16 protein-coding genes are annotated in these 18,623 nt (G+C 69.3%); 9 read left to right on the top strand and 7 right to left on the bottom strand.

Annotated features, from left to right (window positions below):
• Positions 1-80 precede the first annotated feature (80 nt).
• Entirely contained in the window at positions 81-710 is a 630-nt protein-coding gene (locus P3T34_RS00080) for a hypothetical protein (protein ID WP_280663848.1), read from the top strand.
• A 28-nt stretch (positions 711-738) separates the two neighbouring features.
• Here the strand turns inward: P3T34_RS00080 and P3T34_RS00075 are convergent, their stop codons facing one another.
• Positions 739-1,302 carry an NAD-dependent epimerase/dehydratase family protein gene (locus tag P3T34_RS00075; protein ID WP_280663847.1) on the bottom strand — a complete coding sequence of 188 codons (564 nt, stop codon included), beginning with the start codon at positions 1,300-1,302 and terminating at the stop codon, positions 739-741.
• An 893-nt stretch (positions 1,303-2,195) separates the two neighbouring features.
• Here P3T34_RS00075 and P3T34_RS00070 point away from each other — a divergent pair.
• The 3 genes from P3T34_RS00070 (at position 2,196) to P3T34_RS00060 (ending at position 5,362) form a co-directional block, all read left to right on the top strand.
• Complete coding sequence (locus P3T34_RS00070) at positions 2,196-2,804, top strand: hypothetical protein (RefSeq protein WP_280663846.1); 609 nt, start codon at positions 2,196-2,198, stop codon at positions 2,802-2,804.
• A gap of 130 nt (positions 2,805-2,934) precedes the next feature.
• Complete coding sequence (locus tag P3T34_RS00065) at positions 2,935-3,678, top strand: IPT/TIG domain-containing protein (protein WP_280663845.1); 744 nt, start codon at positions 2,935-2,937, stop codon at positions 3,676-3,678.
• Between the two features lie 163 nt (positions 3,679-3,841).
• Entirely contained in the window at positions 3,842-5,362 is a 1,521-nt protein-coding gene (locus tag P3T34_RS00060; RefSeq protein WP_280663844.1) for an IPT/TIG domain-containing protein, read from the top strand.
• Positions 5,363-5,818: 456 nt separating this feature from the next.
• On the opposite strand, the gene P3T34_RS00055 is transcribed toward P3T34_RS00060, so the two are convergent.
• The 4 genes from P3T34_RS00055 to P3T34_RS00040 form a co-directional block, all read right to left on the bottom strand.
• Complete coding sequence (locus P3T34_RS00055) at positions 5,819-6,388, bottom strand: hypothetical protein (protein WP_280663843.1); 570 nt, start codon at positions 6,386-6,388, stop codon at positions 5,819-5,821.
• A 15-nt stretch (positions 6,389-6,403) separates the two neighbouring features.
• Positions 6,404-6,862, bottom strand: coding sequence for a hypothetical protein (locus P3T34_RS00050; RefSeq protein ID WP_280663842.1), 459 nt, complete (start codon positions 6,860-6,862; stop codon positions 6,404-6,406).
• Between the two features lie 206 nt (positions 6,863-7,068).
• Complete coding sequence (locus P3T34_RS00045) at positions 7,069-7,404, bottom strand: hypothetical protein (RefSeq protein WP_280663841.1); 336 nt, start codon at positions 7,402-7,404, stop codon at positions 7,069-7,071.
• A 156-nt stretch (positions 7,405-7,560) separates the two neighbouring features.
• Positions 7,561-8,361, bottom strand: coding sequence for a hypothetical protein (locus P3T34_RS00040; RefSeq protein WP_280663840.1), 801 nt, complete (start codon positions 8,359-8,361; stop codon positions 7,561-7,563).
• A gap of 438 nt (positions 8,362-8,799) precedes the next feature.
• Between P3T34_RS00040 and P3T34_RS00035 the strand changes: the two genes are divergently transcribed.
• Both P3T34_RS00035 and P3T34_RS00030 read left to right on the top strand, forming a co-directional pair.
• Positions 8,800-9,954, top strand: a complete 1,155-nt coding sequence (locus P3T34_RS00035) for a ParA family protein (RefSeq protein ID WP_280663839.1) — start codon at positions 8,800-8,802, stop codon at positions 9,952-9,954.
• Positions 9,951-10,976 (top strand): ParB/RepB/Spo0J family partition protein, encoded by a 1,026-nt coding sequence (locus P3T34_RS00030; protein WP_280663838.1) that lies wholly within the window; start codon positions 9,951-9,953, stop codon positions 10,974-10,976. Before P3T34_RS00035 ends, P3T34_RS00030 begins: the two co-directional genes overlap by 4 nt.
• Before the next feature lie 1,021 nt (positions 10,977-11,997).
• Here P3T34_RS00030 and P3T34_RS00025 read toward each other — a convergent pair.
• Positions 11,998-13,104 carry a helicase associated domain-containing protein gene (locus P3T34_RS00025; RefSeq protein WP_280663837.1) on the bottom strand — a complete coding sequence of 369 codons (1,107 nt, stop codon included), beginning with the start codon at positions 13,102-13,104 and terminating at the stop codon, positions 11,998-12,000.
• A 224-nt stretch (positions 13,105-13,328) separates the two neighbouring features.
• Between P3T34_RS00025 and P3T34_RS00020 the strand changes: the two genes are divergently transcribed.
• The 3 genes from P3T34_RS00020 to P3T34_RS00010 are packed head-to-tail and all read left to right on the top strand — an operon-like array spanning position 13,329 to position 17,610.
• A complete protein-coding gene (locus P3T34_RS00020) occupies positions 13,329-14,486 on the top strand; it encodes a tyrosine-type recombinase/integrase (RefSeq protein ID WP_280663836.1) in 1,158 nt (385 codons plus the stop codon).
• Positions 14,483-17,041, top strand: coding sequence for a tyrosine-type recombinase/integrase (locus tag P3T34_RS00015; protein ID WP_280663835.1), 2,559 nt, complete (start codon positions 14,483-14,485; stop codon positions 17,039-17,041). The genes P3T34_RS00020 and P3T34_RS00015 overlap by 4 nt, the downstream gene beginning before the upstream one ends.
• On the top strand, positions 17,038-17,610 hold the full coding sequence (locus P3T34_RS00010; RefSeq protein ID WP_280663834.1) for a hypothetical protein: 573 nt from the start codon (positions 17,038-17,040) through the stop codon (positions 17,608-17,610). The genes P3T34_RS00015 and P3T34_RS00010 overlap by 4 nt, the downstream gene beginning before the upstream one ends.
• A 160-nt stretch (positions 17,611-17,770) precedes the next feature.
• Here the strand turns inward: P3T34_RS00010 and P3T34_RS00005 are convergent.
• On the bottom strand, positions 17,771-18,623 hold an 853-nt coding region (locus P3T34_RS00005; protein ID WP_280663833.1), incomplete at its 5' end, for a helicase associated domain-containing protein.

Genomic DNA, 18,623 nt, shown 5'->3' with positions numbered 1-18,623 from the left:
GCGGGGCTTCGGCCCTGACGGGCCCGGTACCCGACAGCATCTCCACCCGACCTGCAGTTCCCAGCGGAGAACGGAGTCACATGCCACTGCCCACCACTGGACGCCGCCGCCCCATGACGCCCGAGCAGGCGGCGTCCATGCACCCCGGACTGTGGCTGGCCGGCACTCTCGGCCGCCAGCGACGCGACGGAGCCGTCATCCGATGGGCCACCGACCCGAAGCACCTCGTCACGGTGCCCTGCGGAGTCCGCTGGGATGCCATCGCCATGTCGCACAGCACCGGCGCTCGCGTGCTGGAAGAGCTCCTGCGGGCCCCCGAGCCGGAGGAGATCGGACCGGTCCTCGCCGACAGCCGCTTTGACCGCTGCTACTGGCTGATCCCCCTGGGATCCTTCCCGACCTGCAAGGCCATGCCCTCGGAAGTACGTCTGCTGCTGCCAGGCCAAGGCCTCGAGGTGCCCGACCCCGACCCTGCTCCCACGTACGACCCCGGGTCTGCGGGGGACGTCCTCCAGCCGGTCACCTGGGAGCACTGGCCCGCGACCAATGGCACGCTCACCCCGCCCAGACGACTCGTCAGCCTGCTCACGGGCCTTCGCCAGACCCGCACGTCCCACTGCCTCGCGGCCACGATCCGCCGGCCAGGGGCAGGCCCGCGACGGTCCCTCCCCCCTCGCACCCACCCCCCGCAGCGCAAGAGCACCAGCTGAGCGTCGAGATCGCCACGACCGCGCCCTGTCACCCGCTGGAGGGCGTGCACCAACCAGTGGATCTGTACTGCTGAGCGTGGTTGTGGGCGGTCGTGGCCGACTCCGAACCAGCACAGCGAGAGCTCCCGCCGGCCGCCTCCGCGCGCGTCACCTCCAGACAGGTCCTCGGCTTCCGGGGACGTGGCGCGGCACGGCTGGCAGGGGGCTGATCACTGACGGCGAACTCGGTGGCGATCTGGTAGATCGGGCCGGAGAGCAACTGGGCGTTGCCGTTGTGCACGACGTACCCGATGAACTGGATTCCCCCGACGAACCCACCGGGCCGCTGGGTGACCGGCCGATCCGCGGAGCCCGCGTACCCGGCGAGCTCCGAGCAGTCGAAGAGCGCGAAAATGTCAGGATGCTCTCTGAAGATACGGTCGACCAGAAGGGCGTCGGTGATCTCACCCTCGTAGTACGGGTAGTCCGAAAAGAGCCCGAACTGACTCTCGCTGAGGGTGTCCAGAATTACCGGATCAAGCCCGTGGCTGCCACAGATCGACGCGATCACGCTGCCAATAAATCCACCGCCGCCGGCGATGATGACCTTCACTCGACACCTCACGCTCATCCGATGCAAATGTGCCCGACTGGGGATGCCGAGTTGTGGGCATTGAGCTCCGATGGCATCTCGCGTCACCATACTCGATGCATAAGGTCTTAGAACTTTCATTATCGATCGTCAAACCACTTAGCGGATAGTCCGGTGGTTGAACCCGCCGCTGATTGACAAGTCGATACCGAACTTCTCGCAGCGGAATTCCCCCGGCCGTGACTCCCCAGGCTGTGTACGGGATTGAGCATCCGCGGCACACTCGATCCCGCCCTGCCCACGAGAGCAACCGGGACCACCGAAGGAGCCGCGAACGCTTCTCGCCGAGCTCCTCCCGGGCCCACACCGGGCCAAGTGCCGTCAGCCAAGCCGACGGAACGCGCCCCCACCACCCCCACACGCCCCGGCTCTACGCCCTGGACCTGCCGGTCCGTCCACCTGGACACGCGATCGAACTTCGACCGGATGTTGCAGTCCGATCGGCGCCGATCCCCGCCACCGCCGACGCATTGAAGAAGACCAGGCCCGGCGCCATGGACGACGCACGCTCCGCCAATCGGGTGATGTGGCGTCAAGGCTCTTGCCAGCATCGTCACCCCGATGGGTTACTGGTTTCATCCAATCCGGTGGGCTGCCCATCCTTCTCCGGGAAGTGGCGGCTGGCCTACCGTGACGATCCCGTCTGATCGTGTAGGCGGTGGCGCAGCTCTGGCGCCGCGGTGGGCGCCCTCCCGCGTTGAGGACGTGAATCCACCAGCCGGTACCCCCTTCGGGGGGCTCTGGCTGGTGCGGCGGCTCACGCCACCTCTCTGGGGGGCGTCATGCGAACTGTCCGCACCCTTCGATCCATCATCGGCGTCTGTGCCCTGACCGCAGGGCTGGCCGGGGTCCCCGTGACCGCGCGCGCCCTGACTCCGGTGCTGTGTAACGAGACTTCTCTGGTGAACGCGATCAATGCGGCCAATGCGGCCGGTGGGGACTCGTTGGCACTGATGCCGGGCTGCACCTACACGCTGACCGGGGCGCACGGCAGCGAACCCGCCGGCCCTGTGGGACTGCCGCCCATCACCACCCCGATCACCTTGCTGGGGCTGGGGAGCACCATCACCCGTGCCCCGGGCGCGTCGGCCTTCCGGATCCTTCAGGTCGAAGGGGCGGCCAATGTGCCCGAGACCAATGGCCGGCTGAGCATGGCGGGGGTCACCATCCGCGGGGGCAGTGCCGCGGCTCCCTATCCGGGAGGTGGTATCGCCAACCTGGGCGGCACAGTCTCCCTGATCTCCAGCTCTGTCACCGGCAACACCGCTGTCGCCGGGGGCGGCATCTACACCGACAACGGCGCTGTATCGCTGACTGCCAGCGGCGTCACCGGCAACACCGCCGCCACCAGTGGCGGCGGCATCTACGTCAACTCCGGTCAAGTGACCATGCTGGCCAGCACCGTCAGCGGTAACGCTCCGGACAACTGCGCCCCGTCAGCCAGCGTGCTCGGCTGCACCTGACGGGTCCGGCCAACGCAGATCGGCCGAATGCTCCACCAGGCAAGCCCCGTGACCCATCGGCGGCCAGTGCGGCCGTGCGGTCCCGGTTCGTCATGCCCACGCACACACATCGCACTACGGAGGCAGCACCATGCCCATTTCTCCCAACCAGGGGTCGACCGGAGGCGGGACCTCGGTCACCATCACGGGTACGAGCCTCAGCGGCGCCACCGCCGTGCACTTCGGCGCGAACCTGGGCACCATCACCGCCAACACGGCGACCTCGGTCTCCGTCACCTCCCCGGCCGGGGCCGGCACGGTCCCCGTCACCGTGACCACGCCGGGCGGGACCAGCAACCCGCTGGCGTTCTTCTACGTCGGCGCGCCGTTCAAGTCCGCCCTGAGCCCCCTCAACGGCGTCACCGCGGGCGGCAACACGGTCACCATCAACGGAACCGGGTTGTCCACGGCGACTGCCGTGCACTTCGGCACCGCCTCCGCGACCCCGACCGTGGTCAGCGACAGCCAGTTGACCGTCGTCGTGCCGGCGGGCGCGGCGGCCGGGGCGGTGGGTGTCAGTGTCACCACCGCGGGCGGCACCAACAACGGGCTGTCGTACACCTACATCGACCCCCCCACGGCCACCTCCATGCTCCCGACCTCTGGGCCGGTCTCCGGCGGCACCGCGGTGACCATCACGGGCACCAACCTGACGACCACCGAGTCGATCACCTTCGGCGGTGTCGCGGCGCCGTTCAGTGTCATCTCCGACAGCGAGGTCGTGGCCGTCACCCCGCCCGGGACCGCCGGTGCGGTCGACGTGACCCTCACCTCCGTTGGTGGCAGCATCACCGGCACCGGCACGTTCACCTACGTCGCCGGCCCCGGCATCTGACCGGGCACCCGGGCCGCTGACGCCCGATCAGCGCGACGATCGCTGAAACGCCGACCGGGCCGGGCCGCTCCTTCCCTGCCCGGTCGGCGCCTGCTCGACCTGCCACGGCCCGCACCTGTCCCCCGGCCAGCCCGAGGACAGACCCCTCGGAAGGAGTACCCGCGTGCCCGCTCCAATCGTCAGCTCCGTCTCCCCGACCTCGGGATCCGCCTCGGGCGGGGGCACCGTCACGGTGACCGGTACGGGGTTCACGGGTGCTACGGCCGTGCGCTTCGGCGCTGCGGCGGCAGCATCCTTCACCGTCAACTCCAGCACGCAGATCACCGCGACCACACCTGCGGGGACCGGCACGGTGCAGGTCACCGTCACCACCCCGGGTGGCACCAGCAGCCAATTCGTCACCTTCACCTACACCGCCACATCCGTGGCTACGCTCGCCTCGGTCAGTCCGAGTTCGGGTCCGGCGGTGGGCGGTACGACAGTCGTTCTGACCGGCACAGGGTTTACCGGTACTACTGCTGTGCGCTTCGGCGCTACGGCGGCAGCGTCCTTCACCGTCAACTCCAGCACGCAGATCACCGCGACCACACCTGCGGGGTCTGGCGTTGCCCAGGTCACGGTCACCACGTCCGGGGGCACCAGCAACGCAGTGTCCTTCACCTACGTGTCGGCACCGCTGCCGGTCCTTACCTCGGTCAGTCCGGCTTCAGGCCCGGCAGTCGGCGGCACCACGGTCACCTTGACCGGCACGGGACTGGCCACCGCCAGTGCGGTACGGTTCGGCGCCACTGCGGCAAGCTCCGTCACCGTCGTCTCGGACACCCACATCACGGCCGTCGCCCCGGCCGGCTCCGGCACCGAGCAGGTCACCGCCACCACATCCGGCGGCACCAGCAATGGGATCCCCTACACCTACTCCGCGGCCCCCACCCTGAGCGGCGTCGGCCCGAACCAGGGACCCACCTCGGGCGGGAACACCGTCACCCTGACCGGTGCCAACCTCGCCGGAGCCACCGGGGTCACCTTCGGTGCAACCCCAGCGACCTCCTTCACAGTTCTGTCGCCGACCCAGATCACCGCCGTGGTCCCCGCCGCGATCGCCGGGCCGGTGGATGTCACCGTTATCACCCCGGGCGGCACGAGCACACTCGTCAGCTCCTACTTCTACGTCAACACTCCGTTCCTCGCCGGCGTCACCCCGGCCTCAGGTCCGCTGTCGGGTGGGAACACGGTCAGCCTCACCGGTGCCCACCTCATCGAGGCCACTGCGGTGCACTTCGCGACCACTGCTGCCGGTGCCTTCACGGTGGTCTCCGACACCCAGATCACCGCCGTGGCCCCTGCGGGAGCCGCCGGGCCGGTCGCCGTCACCGTCAGTACCGCTGGCGGGACGAGCAACCCGGCCTCCTACGGCTACCTGGCGGTACCCACCATCGCAAACCTCAGCCCGGACCAGGGGCCCACCTCGGGCGGGAACACCGTCACCCTGACCGGTGCCAACCTCGCCCAGGCGACCACCGTGTTCTTCGGCACCGCGCCCGCCGCGTTCACTGTCGTCTCCGACAGCGTCATCGTCGCCGACGCCCCGCCCGGACTCGCCGGGACGGTCGACGTCACCGTCGTCACTCCCGGCGGCTCCAGCGCCGCGGACGCGTACACCCGAGTCGCTCCCCCCTCCATCTGACCGGGCACCCAGGCCGCCTGCCCGGTCGGCGCCTGCTCGACCTGCCACGGCCCGCACCTGTCCCCCGGTCAGCCCGAGGACAGACCCCTCGGAAGGTGTACCCGCGTGCCCGCTCCAATCGTCAGCTCCGTCTCCCCGACCTCGGGATCCGCCACGGATCTTCGTCCGCAACGTCCGCGAGGCCCGGCTCCTCGTCGACGCAGGCCTGGATGCCGCCCGGATCACGCACTTCGACCTGCCCGACTTCGAGCAGGACACCTGTGCTGATGGCACCGACAACGGACCGGCCGCCTGCCCCGTGGTGCTTCACATCCGTAGAAGCACGGGGCGGCCACGTCGTTGCTCTCACCGTCGCCGTTGTCGGTGAAGAGCAGGATGGCGCTGATGAGGACGTAATGGCACCCTCAAGCAACCGTGCTCTCGTTCAGTTGCGCACGAGCCGACTGGCAGTCATGTTCAGCTTGCGGTCGGGGCGACGTGTTCCAGTAGGTGCCTGTGGTAGTTCGTGCGGTCTTGCAGCAGAGTGATGCTGACGACGATGCGGTTGCTGTCGAGTGGGAGGAAGACGGGGCCGGCGAGGGGCAGGGCGGTCACCCGCAGTCGGAATCCCCCCAGAGGCAGTCCCGTGCTCTGCTCGTGATCGCGCAGTACGTCCCTGAGGCGCGGGGTGCCGCGGGTGGGCTTACCGGCTTGCGCGACCTCGCGCTTTCGCTCCGCGCTCCACAGCCGGAGCGCGCCGAGATTCTCCCCGACGACGTGGCCAAGCGGGCCGTCCGGCAGCGGCTGATGCTCGGAATTCGCCTGTTCGGTGAAGGGCAGGGCACGCTCCCACCAGCGCTGCCATTGCGCATCGAGCTCGCTGTCGGCCTGTAGCGCAGAGGCGATGACCACTGCCTGCGGGGGGTGGACGGCCGGCAGGCCGAGCGGATCGGCGATGCCGAGCGCGTCGCGGACGGCCAGCACGAAGGCCAGGTCATGGGAGTAGTCCAAGACCACCGACCACGGCGTGCTCGACATCGCTACCATGCGGTAATTCCCCGATCAGAAGATGAATTCGTGGTCGCTGGGACCACCGCTGGAGCAGGTCTCCCCGTCCCACAGCAACACGTCGCTGGAGGGCACGACACCGGCGGTCTCATACCCCGGCCCACCGCCGTGCACGTCCCACTCACCGTGCCACTCCTCGTCCACTCCAAGGCCACCGCCCCATGAGTAGGAGTCCGAGCCCCAGTTGTCGGACCTGTTGACCTGCCAGTGGTAGGCGACGGCGCCCTGGTCGAGGTCGAAGCCCGTCTCGATCTCCGAGACGTAGCCGCCGTCCGGGTGGATCCAGAGGTAGGAGTCGCCGCAGCTCCCCTCGACAGAGTCGTCGGGATGGATCTTCGATGTGTACGGGCTGCCGTCCCGGTTGATCGCCGAGGCGGTGGGCACCGCGTGCTGGCTGCCGTTCGGATCGGTGACCACCTTGAAGCCGTGCGATTCTGCGACCTTCCGGTCCACGCCGCTGACGGTCAAGTCCCCGTCTTGGGCCCCCTGCCCGAGACAACGCGGCAGACGCGAGGACGCTATCCCCGGCGATCACCACACCTGCCACACCCGCCACATGGCGACACGGTTGGCGCGTTCGTACAGAGGTATGGCCGGTTCCGCCCGGCTCGCGACCCGGCCCTCGAACGGACGGGTCGGCGGGCGAAACCGACCGAAGCTCAGCTCGACCGGCTCGCCGAGCTCGGGCTCGACTGACGCCGACCGGCTCGGGCCCAACACCCGCCCAGAAGCGCTTTCTGGGCGCGGACCAGGCCGATCACGGCGATGATGACGCTCACGATGGCCGAGGCAATGAAGCCGACCGGCTCGCCGGTGATGACCTCCAAGGTGGTCAGAGCACCGACAGCGAGGACGGCAAGGCAGACGAACATCGCCCACCGCAGGGAACTGCGCCGCGCCACGGCCGCCTTCGCCAACTCCAGTCCCGCCAGTCCCTCCCGCTCCCTGCCGCTGTTCGACAAGTGGCAGCCGAGGCTGCCCGCGAGCTGCGCCACAAGCGGTGCCCGCCGAAGAGGATCGTCAGTGCGTGTAAACGGGGCGGTCAGACGGTCTCGGAGCGGTTGCCGTCATTCGATCGGCGGCCACCCTCTGACGCCGAGCTCCGCCCAGCTTCCCCTCCACGCGCACCACCGGCTCCAATGTCGCGCGGGTCAGATCTGCCGGTCCAGGTCGGAGAACGTCAGACCGCCGGCGCCCAAGGCGCGGCGGGCAGGCCGGGGAGCCGGGACGTCATCGCCGGGAGGCTGGCGGAAATCCGCACCCTGCTCGACCGGCAGCAGCCTGCGCCCGCCGGACTGTCCACGCGGCCCGGAACTGCCGCCGGGCAGCGAGAACCACCCGCTCGCGCTCCGCCTCCCCGAGTGCCCGCCTGTCGGAAGCGGGCACGACGATTCGGCGGGCGAGCTCCTCCCCGGCCGGGCCGCATCGATCCGGCCGTCCCTGCGCTGCAGGGCCCGCACCGCGGTCAGGGTCCGGGCCCCGGCGACCGTGCCGGTGTGCCGGGCGCGCCAGCGTTTCAGCGTGGCCGTGGTCAGGCCGTCCAGGTCCTCGGGGATCTGGTCCAGGCTGTTCAGGAACTGCGCGAACATCCGCAGGTGGCCCCAGTACGCCCGCGCCCACGACGACGACCTGAGCCCGGTCGACGAGAACCAGCTCACCCTCCCGTAGCCCAGCCTGACGGAGGACCACGTGCACCGCATCATCGCTCCCAGCCCCGACAGCCCGAAGCAGCCAAGGCTGGCCGACAGCCCCGCTCGTGGACGGCGGCGGGGTGGCCTGGTCCACGACGCCGGACCCCGCGCTTCCGTTTCATGGGCAGGGGCCAGCGCTCCGGGTCTGCCGCGCTGGTCGAGGGCCCGGGTCAGATCACGGTTCGCCTCCCGCGCGGCAACGAGCTCGGCCCGGGCCTCCTCCAATACGGCGGTGAGCTCGACGCTCTTCTGCTCCAGCATGGTGATCGTCCGCTGCAGCTCGTCGATGTCGGTCGGGGCGCCCAGGCCCGACTCTCGCCAGGCATGCCCGCAGGGCCTGCGACAGCCGCTTCTCCAACTGCTCGATTAGGGCGCTCAGCCGGGTGTTGCGGGCCTGGGCGTTGGCGAGGTTGGCTTGGAGCGAGGCCGGGCTGACCGGTGAACCGGCGGCCGGGTCCTTCCCGGCTGAGCCTCGTCCGGCATCGCCTGGGGTGACGGCACGATGCCTGCCTGCGGTGCGTGTCTGAGCTGGATGGGACGGGGGAGGGTGGAAACGGCGTTTCCACCCTCCCCCCGCTGCGGCCCCGTGTCTATGTCCTCAGGCTCTGAATTGCGAAGTGCTACGCCGGACGGTTCTTGACGGAGCGACACGCCGAGGTGATTTGCCAATCCGCCTCGTCGCGTCAGTATGCTGACGCCATGGCATCCCCATACTTGGGAGGTGAGCGGGAAAAGCTAACGTCGAAGCTCCCCGCATCCCTCCGTCAAGACCTCAAGGTCCGCGCAGCGCAGTTGGGCATCGACGTCCAGGACGCCGTCGCCGACGGCATTGCTACTTGGCAAGCCCACACCGATCTCCTGCCGACCATCGACACCGCAGGCGCTGACTCGTTCGGAACGTGGCTTCCTGAGGGCCTCTACGACGGCTTCAAGGAGGACTGCGTCGGTCGCGGGGTCTCCTACATCCAAGGGCTCGCCCAAGCCGTCCGACTCTGGTTGGATCGGCACGCAACCGACGAACCCCAGACCATTGACCAGCCGGTTCGGCGAATCATCATGGCCAATCAGAAGGGCGGCGTCGGCAAAACCGCCGTGTCGGCCGGCGTCGCTCAGGCATTCGCTGAGGACGGCCAACGTGTCCTCCTCATTGACTACGACCCGCAGGGCCACCTCAGCCACCAGCTCGACATCCCCGCCATCGACGCGGGTGAGGAGAGCCTGGTGACGCACATGCTCGAGCGCGACAAGGCCCGCAAGACCATCCAAGAATTGGCCGTCATCATTCCCGGGGACCGGTTCGGAGGGCGCCTGCACGTCCTCCCGGCGGCTTTTGACGCCTTCCTGCTCGACGCCGGCCTCGCCATGTTCCGTGGGCCCCGGCACGCCGTCCTCGAACGCGCCCTCGCCGCAGCCGAGACCGACTACGACGTGATCGTCATCGACTCCCCGCCCAGTCTCGGCCTCGCTATGGACGCGGCGCTCTTCTATGGTCGGCAGCGCAAGGACGAGGTGGACGGCAGGTCGGGGGTCGTGATCCCCGTGGAGGCAGAGGACAGCTCCGCCAAGGCATACGGCATGCTCGTCAAGCAGATCAACGCGCTCATGGCGGACTACGACCTGATGCTCGAACAGCTGGGCCTTGTCGTCAACAAGTACGACTCGCGCCGTGGCTTCATTGCCACCTCGTCGCTGGAGAAGTGGCAGAGCCTCGGCACCCCCCGAGTCCTCGCCATCAACAAGGACCTGCGCGAGCAGCGCGAGGCAGTGCGTGTCACCAAGCCATTGCTGGATTACGCGCCTGAGAGCGAGCAGGCTCACGTCATGCGCCAGATCATGCGGGAGCTGACGTCATGAGCAGCCGTTCCAAGGCCGCCCTGCTTGGTGGCTCCAGCACCTTCGACGCGGTTGCCCCGCAGCCCGTCAGCGCGCGGGGTCGAGCGCTCGCGGCCCTCGATGGAAGGCCCGTGGACGCCGAAACTGCGCTGGCGGCGGCCACTGGGCGGGCCCGACTCGACCAGCTCGCGCACAACCCGTTCAACCCCCGCGAGACGCTCACCGAGATCAAGGAGATGGCCGACAGCCTCGAGGCCCGAGGCATCATCCAGCCGGTGACCGTCGTGACCCGGTCGGCCTTCCTGAACGCGCACCCCAAGCAAGAGGGCCGAATCGGTGCCGCTGACTACGTCGTCCTCGACGGAAACCGACGCCTGGCCGGCGCCAACCTCGCGGGCCTCGACGACCTGCCCATCCACATCGACGACAGCCAGGCGCAGACCGCGGACGACATGCTGGAGTCAGCTCTCGTCGCTGCCGTTCAGCACGTCGAGATCGAACCGCTCGACCAAGCCAAGGCCCTCGAACGGCTGGTCACTGTCCACGGTTCGCAACGACAGGTCGCCAAGCGCCTCGGCAAGTCCCACGTCTGGGTATCCCAGCGCCTGGCGCTCCTCAACCTGACACCCGAGCTCCAACAAGCCGTTGAAGCAAAGGAAGTCCCCGTCGAGGTCGCCCGTGCCGCCGGGCGGCTGCCGCAGGAGCAGCAGGGCCAGGCAGTCGAGGAGGCGCTGGAAGAGCGACGCACTCCCAGGAACCTTCGTACGGCCGCAGGTGGAAACGCCGTTTCCACCCCACCACGGCGATCGCGAGATGCTTCGACCGAGGGTGGAAACGGCGTTTCCACCCCAGCCCTCAACGAGGGCGAGATTCCGCCGGCGGATGTGCCGAAGCAGCGTCCCGACGCCTCGGCGCAGTTGACTGACGCGCGCAGCCGAGTCAGCCAACTGGGGGCCACCGCGGTGGATTGGGCCGCGACCCTTCGGGCTGGATGTACCGAAGAGGAGCTGGAGACGCTCCTGGAAGAACTTATGGCTCCCTGACTGGTTGGTCGGGGTGACTTCTGAGAGGGCGAGCAGCGGGGCCGGGCATCTGTCCGGGCCCCACCGCTCGTTCCGATCGGGCAGTGGCGGCAGTACGCCCACTCTCCCGCCCGGCTGACGGTGGCTATGAACGCTGCACTCCGCGCGCATCTATTGGCTCGGATCTCACGTTGGCGCGAGCTGCCCGCAAGGCAAGATCAAATTGAAATTCCGGCAAAGCGGGCAATCTCTCACGAAATCCGACCTCCAGAATGGGCCCTTCAAGGGCCTGCTGGACGAGTGCCGGTATGGCGCGATGGTCGAGGTGCTGAAAGGCCGCCAGGCAGCCGAACAGGGATTTCCACCCCCCTGGGCGGCCTTCGCAGCGACATGAAACACCCCAGGCGATACGGTGCTGCCCCTGAGAGGACGTCGACTGCGCCGCCCCGCCCGAGGGCTTCTGATCGACCTCGCTCCACGCCCTGCTATCCGCCCGGTGCGAGATGGAGCACGCGGCGGCGTATTCCGGTGCCTGTGACGCCCCAGCCGGTCGGGCTGCGGACAGCTCCTGGCGGGCGAACATGTGGCGGCCCGCCCGCCGCCGAGCCTTCGTTGCCGATGGCCTGGTAGTCCGCGATGTCGAGCATGGCGTCGAACGTCCGGGTCGCCAAACGCCACCCCGGGCAAATCCGATGGCCTCGACAGCCTGCAGGTGGCAAGACTGCTCTGGTGAATACCCTGTCGCCGTCGCCCGGCCCGCTCCCTCTGTCAGTACCGGACCCGCGCGCCCACGACGTCGTTCTCGACTATGCGGGCATGCACGCCCTGGTTGCCGACCTGGTTCTGCCCGGCGACGCGTCGATGTATGTCATGAGCGCGATGGAAACCTCTCGCGAGCTCATCCGGCACTCCTACTACCGGTACGAGTTCGCCACCGTCGCCGTCGCGCATTCCCTGTTCGCCCTGGAGCACGTCCTTGCCGAGCGTCTGGCCCTCAACAAACCACTCCAGGACCTGATCGAGCGGGCCACGGACGCAGGGCTCATCGCGGCGGAACTCGCCGCCGAACTCGACCGCAGCCGACTGCTGCGCGACAAGCCGCCGCCCGCGCGGCGGCGAGCTCCTGGTCCTCCTCGATGCCGATCGCTGACAGCAGGTCCTGCTGCTCCTGGTCGAGCTCGGCCCAGCCGGCCCGCTGCGCCTTCGCCCACCGGCCGAGCTGCTCGCCCTCGAACACCGTGTCCACCGGCAGCACGGTCCAGTCGACGCAGCCGTCGGACTCCAGCCACCACTGCCGGGCGACCGCGTAGGTGCGCTGCCACACGATCGGCCACGCCGGGCACCACCACGGGTCGATCTCCTCCAACGCGGCCCGCCGCCGCGGGGTGAGAGCCCCCGCTTCGCCCACCGGCACCTGGGCCGCTGAACGCAGTTCTGACAACCACGTGCCAATCGCATAGCCACCCACCGATGCCCGTGCTGGGCAGGCCAGAGAGCCACCGTGGCCCTTCGCCCAGACGCGCGCCCAGTCGAGGCCAGCCTCGAACCGCGCATCGCTGACGGACCAGATCATCCCAAGGTCATCGAGCATCATCACCCGGTGTCGTGCCAGTTCACCGCTTGAATGCTCGGTACGCCGGTCCGAGAGCCATTTTCCGAGCGGGAAATTACCCGACTCGCCGACCATCGCAGAATAGGGAACATCGAGTCCGCCGGTCTCGTCGAACCACCGCCGGGCATGGCCGATCCCCTCACGCCAGAACTGACTCTCACTCGTCAGCACCCGCGAGGAGACGAACAGCGCCAACACGTCCGCATCGACCGGCACCTGGAACCGCACCGGCAGCGTGAACGCCCCCGCCCCACCATCCCCTGACCCACCCTCACCAGGCAAGGCAGCCGCCTCGGCACCGCGCCCGGTGGTCCGCCTACCCGACTTCTGCGGCACCGCCAGGGCCTCCACCACCCGGGCGTCGTGTGACCTCAAGGCCGACAAGATTCGAACAAGCGGACCGTAGCTGTCCGACTCCAGGATGTCCCCGGGCTGCTCCCCGGCCTTGAGGAAGACCGGCACGATCAGGCTCGCGGTCTTTCCCTCGCCGGGCTTCATCCGCAGGGCCCGGCCGATGGCCTGGACGATATCGACCATGCTGCCCCTGCCCTGGAGAAGCACCGAATCCGCATTCGGCATCGATATTATCTAGAGCTGGCCTTGGCGTTGGTGACGTTTGGTCTGGGGCTGAGCTGCGGTGATGGGTGCCGGTACAGGGCTCTGCCGGCGCGTGAGGCACGTTTGGTGTGGATGTCACCTGCGGGGATGAACACCCCGGTCAACCACCGGCTGAGTAGGGCAGCGGTGGCTAGGGTCCCGGCATGGATCCATGGTTCACGGCGGAGCGGGCGATCGACCCGGCCACCGGCACGGTGCGGTGGGTGGTCGCGGACAGTGCGACGTTGGAACTGCATCTGGAGGCGACGGCGTTCATCGCCTCGCTCCGCTCCCGTGGGCTGTCACCGAACACCGAACGCGCCTACGCCAGCCGCATCGCGCTGTACCTGAACCACTGCGCCGGGAGCCGGCTGGATTGGCGGGCTCCGAGTTTCCTGTCCCTGTCGGGCTTCCAGCGGTGGCTGGTGACCGAGCCGTTGCCGCCCCGCGGCGGTGGCCCGCGGCAGGACAGGCCGGTCTTCCGATCCCAGAACACGGCGAACGCGGTGATGACGGCCATCGCCGCTTTCCTGCGGTTCTGTGTCGCGAACGGCTGGGTCGCCCCCCGAGTGGCCGGCCTGCTGTCACAGCCCAAGTACCTGGTCCACGTCCCCGCCAGCTATGACGCGGGGGAGGGAGACCAGTTCCGCACCGTGGGTGCGTCCGCGTTCCGCTTCCGGATAACCGAGCCCGGCTACGAGAACCTGACCCCCGATCAGATCGCCCACATGATCAGCATCGCCGCCCGGGCCCGGGACCGGTTCCTGATCGCCCTACTCGCCTGTACCGGGGTGCGGATCGGTGAAGGGCTCGGGCTGCGCCGCCAGGACATGCACCTGCTCGCCTCCTCCCGCGCGCTCGGCTGCACCACCAACGGCCCGCACATTCACATCCACCGGCGCACCGACAACCCTAACCGGGCACTGGCCAAGGCCCGCAAGCCCCGCACGATCCCCGTCACCGCGGACCTGACCGCCCTCTACACCGACTACAGGTACGAGCGCGACGCAGTGCCCCAGGCCGCCGACGGCGACATGGTGTTCGTGAACCTGTTCCGGCCACCGCTCGGGCGGGCGATGTCCTACCCCAACACCAAGGACATGTTCGACCGCCTCGCCCGCGCCGCCCGCCACCCCGCGCGCCCGCACATGCTGCGCCACTCCGCCGCGACCACGTGGCTTCGCGACGGCGTGGACCGCGATGTCGTGCAGTACCTGCTCGGCCACGTCTCCCCGCTGTCGATGGAGCGCTACCGCCACGTCGACGACACCGAGACCCGCGCCGCGGTCGAACGCCTCGAAGCCCTCCGGGAGCACCAGTGACACCACCGCCCGCCGCCGAGCAGCTGTACCTCCTGCCGATCCGGCCGGACGCGCCGCCTCTACCGGTATCGAGGCCCGCCCCGGACCGGGCGGTGCTCCCGCGCGGAGCGGACCCGGCCGCCTGGGCCGCCTGGCTCACCGAGCACACGGACCCCGTGTGGCGGGCAGGGGAGTGGGACCCAGAGCACTGGCTGTTCACCGGCCAACTCGACAACCCCCGCACCACCGCATCCGTCTGCCGCACAGCCGCCTGCGACCTCACCGTCAACGCCCGCAACGTCTTCTGCGCCATGTGCACCGACCGCCACAAGGCATCCGGCCTGGCGGCCGAGGAGTTCGCCGCCACCTACGTGCCCCAACGCGACAAGGCCCCCAACGGCCTGACAACCGCCCGCTGCGCAGTCACCCGAGACGGCGTGCGGTGCGTGCGCCCCAAACACTGCCGCAACCTGTGCTGCACGCACTACAGCACCTGGCACTACCACCAGCGCCGCGGCAACGAGGACCGCTGGTGGAGCCACATCGCCATCCCCTTCACCGACGAGATCCCCTGCCTGGTGCCGGCCTGCCCCAGCCACGCCTTCACCGCCGGAGGGCTGTGCGGCTTCCACTCCCGCCTGTGGACCCGCGACAACCGAACCACCCGCACCCCGGCCGCCACATGGGCCAAGAACCAGCCGCCCTACACTGCCGCCCACCAGTTCAGCCTCGTGCCCCTGGCCGACCTGGTGCGCCGCGAAGTCCTCTACGCCCTGCAGCAGGCCGACCAGTGGGCCCACGTCTTGAACCCGAGCAGCGTCCGCAGCCTGGTCCGCGACCACACCGACGCCACCACCCTGCTCTGCGACGAACCCCGCCCCCTCTCAGCCCCCAAGGACGCCGCCTACCAGCGCACCCTCAAGCACGTCCACACCGCGCTTCGCACCGCCTTCGACGACTTCACCGGCCAGGCCCCCAACGAGGACATCCTCGACCTGCGCAGAATCGGCCTACGGGCCGTCAGCGGCCAAGCCCCCCGCCAACTCCACGCCACCATCGACCTCGCCCAGAGCATCCACCAGACCTGGCTGCGCCGCCTGCTGCGCTTCTGGGCGAGCACCGAACGCCCCCGCACCGACGACTTCACCCGCACCCTGCGCGCCACCACCATCGCCTCCCGGGCGCTGGCCCAGCGCCCGGGAGCCGGCCACGACCCGACCACCCTGCGCTTCGCCGATGTGAGCGCCGTCATCGACGCCTTCCGCACCGCCCTCAAACTCGACGGCACCCCCTACAGCTCCGCCCACCGCAACGCCCTCACCGGCCGCTTCTTCCAGCTCATCGACTACGGGCGGCGCGCCGACATCCTGGACGACCTCGCCGGGACCTTCAGCAGAGATGCCGTCCACCACACCGTCGGCCGCGACGACGAGAACGAGGACGAGATCGGCAAGGCCATCCCCGAATCGGTCATCCGCCAACTCGACGCCCGCCTCGACACCATCGGCCACGGCGACGTCACAGGCCGCCGCGACATCCCCGAAGCCGACCTCCACCTGCTCTACCGCACCGTCTACACCGTCCTGCGCGACACCGGCCGCAGGCCACTGGAAGTCGCCTCACTATCCCGCGACTGTCTGGAGACCGACCGCGGCCAGACCTCCCTCATCTGGGACAACCACAAACGCCGCCGCCACCGGCGCCGCCTGCCCATCACCGCCACCACCGCCCAGGCCATCCGCGAATGGCAAGAACGCCGCAACCACCTCGACCTGCCCGCCTCGGGTGACGGCTTCCTCTTCCCCGCCCTCACCGACAAAAGCCCGACCGGCCACCTCTCCTCCAGCTACATCAGCGAGACCCTGCGCCTGTGGGTCGCCTCCATCCCCCGGCTCGACGCCGAGGGCGTCGACGCCCACGGCACCCCGCTGCCCTTCGACCGCACCCTCATCTACCCCTACGCCTTCCGCCACTCCTACGCCCAGCGCCACGCTGACGCCGGCACCCCCGTCGATGTCCTGCGCGAGCTCATGGACCACAAGTCCATCGCCATGACCCAGCGCTACTACCACGTCTCCCTGAAGCGAAAGCAAGCCGCCGTCACCGCCCTCAGCGCCCACGTCGTCGACCGCCACGGACAGGCCGCCCCCGCCTCCACCACTGCCTACCAACTGCGCCAGGTCGCCGTCCCCTACGGCGGCTGCACCGAACCCAGCAACGTCAAAGCCGGCGGCAGCTCCTGCCCGATCCGCTTCCAGTGCGCCGGCTGCGGCTTCTACCGCCCCGACCCCTCATACCTGCCTGCCATCGAACAGCACATCAACGAACTACGCGCTGACCGCGAAACCGCCCTCGCGATGGACGCCGCCGAATTCGTCGTCACCGCCTTCACCGCCCAGATCACCGCCTTCGAACAGGTCGTCACCCGCATGAACAGGTACCTCGCCGCCATGCCCGCCCACGAACGCGCCGAACTCGAAGAAGCCAGCACCGTCCTGCGCCGGGCCAGAGCGGGCACACCCCGCCAACTCCTGCCCCTGACCGTCGTCAACCACACCCCCACCGGACCGCAGTGAACCCCCACGGCAACCCAGCCCCCCTCGCCCAGGCCCGCGCCCGCATCAGCGCCGACAAGCGCCAGCGCGCCCTCGACGCCATCACCACCCTCGAACGCGACAACCACCCCGTCACCCACACCACCGTGGCCCGCACCGCCCGCGTCTCCACCTGGCTCACCTACACCGACCCCATCCGCCCCCACATCCAAGCCGCCCAGCACCGCCAAGCCGCCAGAGCAATCCCCACCCAACCGGCAACCACCCCGGCCCCCTCCACCACAGCCGCACCGCGCACCGAGCTCGAACTCGCCCGCCAGGAGATCAAGCAGCTACGCCAAGACCGCGACCAGGCCCGCACCGCCGTACGCCACCAGCTCGGACGCCAACTCGACGCCCTCAGCACCCACGACCTCACCGCCCGCGTCGACGAACTCACCCACCACAACCACCAACTCGCCGACCAACTCCAACAAGCCACCAGCCACAACACCGCACTCCAAGAACGCGTCACCACCCTGGAAGACGACCTGACCGCCGCCCGCACCAGCCTCCGCCGCATGATCCGCAACGAGAACCTCAACAGCTGAAACTGTGAGGACCGAGGCCGATCGAGGCGATGCCAATACGGTGTCTCGGCACGTCAACAGGCGATTCCGCGCCGGGGACAGCCCCGCCGATCCAGGGCCGGACCCGCCCGAGTACGTACCTTGCCGCCACCACCACGTCGGCGACCACGACGTCGCCCAACTACGCCCACTCCACCCCGAACTCGGCGAGCTGCGCGAGCTGACCCGGCGTCAACTTGGACCGTCGGGCCTTCTGATTGTTGAGCCAGGTGCCCAGCGCTACCTGTGACACCACGACCTGGTCCTCACCTCCGGACCCGGCCTCCACCGTCTCCAGCTGCTCCTTGTGCGGGCGACGGACGTTGGCGTGGCGCTCCCGCTCCACGAACTGCGCCAGCGCCGCCAGACCCTGCTGGAACCGGTCGGTGCGGGACACCGTCGGCTTCGCCTCGGCGGCCTGCTTCGCGGCCACCAGCTCCTGGTCCTCCTCGATCCCGATCGCCGCCAGCAGGTCCCGCTGGTCCTCCTCCAGAGTCGGCCACCCGGCCCGCTGCGCGAGCACCCACCGGCCGAGCTGCTCCCCCTCGAACACCGTGTCCTGAGGCAGCGCGGTCCAGTCGACCTGCCCGTCGGTCTCCAGCCACCACTGCCTGGCGACCGCGTAGGTGCGCTGCCACACAATGGGCCAACTCGGGCACCACCAGGGGTCGATCTCCTCGAGCGCGGCCCGCCGCTCCGGGGCGAGTGCCCCTGGCTCCCCGGCCGGCACCTGCGCCGCGGCCCTCAGCTCCGAGAGCCACGTGCCGATCGCGTAGCCGCCGACGGAGGCCCGAGCGGGTGCCGCCAGGCTGCCGCCGTGGCCCTTCGCCCACACGCGGGCCCAGTCGAGGCCGGCCTCGAACCGGGCGTCGGAGACGGACCAGATCATCCCGAAGCCGTCCAACTGCTCGACCCGCCATGTCGCCAGCTCACCGGCCGCATTCTCGGTACGGCGCTCCGACAACCACTTTCCCAACGGGTAATTATTGTTCTCT

This window comes from Kitasatospora sp. MAP12-44, from assembly GCF_029892095.1.
In the GTDB taxonomy this organism is placed as follows: domain Bacteria; phylum Actinomycetota; class Actinomycetes; order Streptomycetales; family Streptomycetaceae; genus Kitasatospora.
The sequence above is the reverse complement of the archived record's forward strand: the minus strand, read 5'-3'. Positions and strand labels throughout refer to the sequence as shown.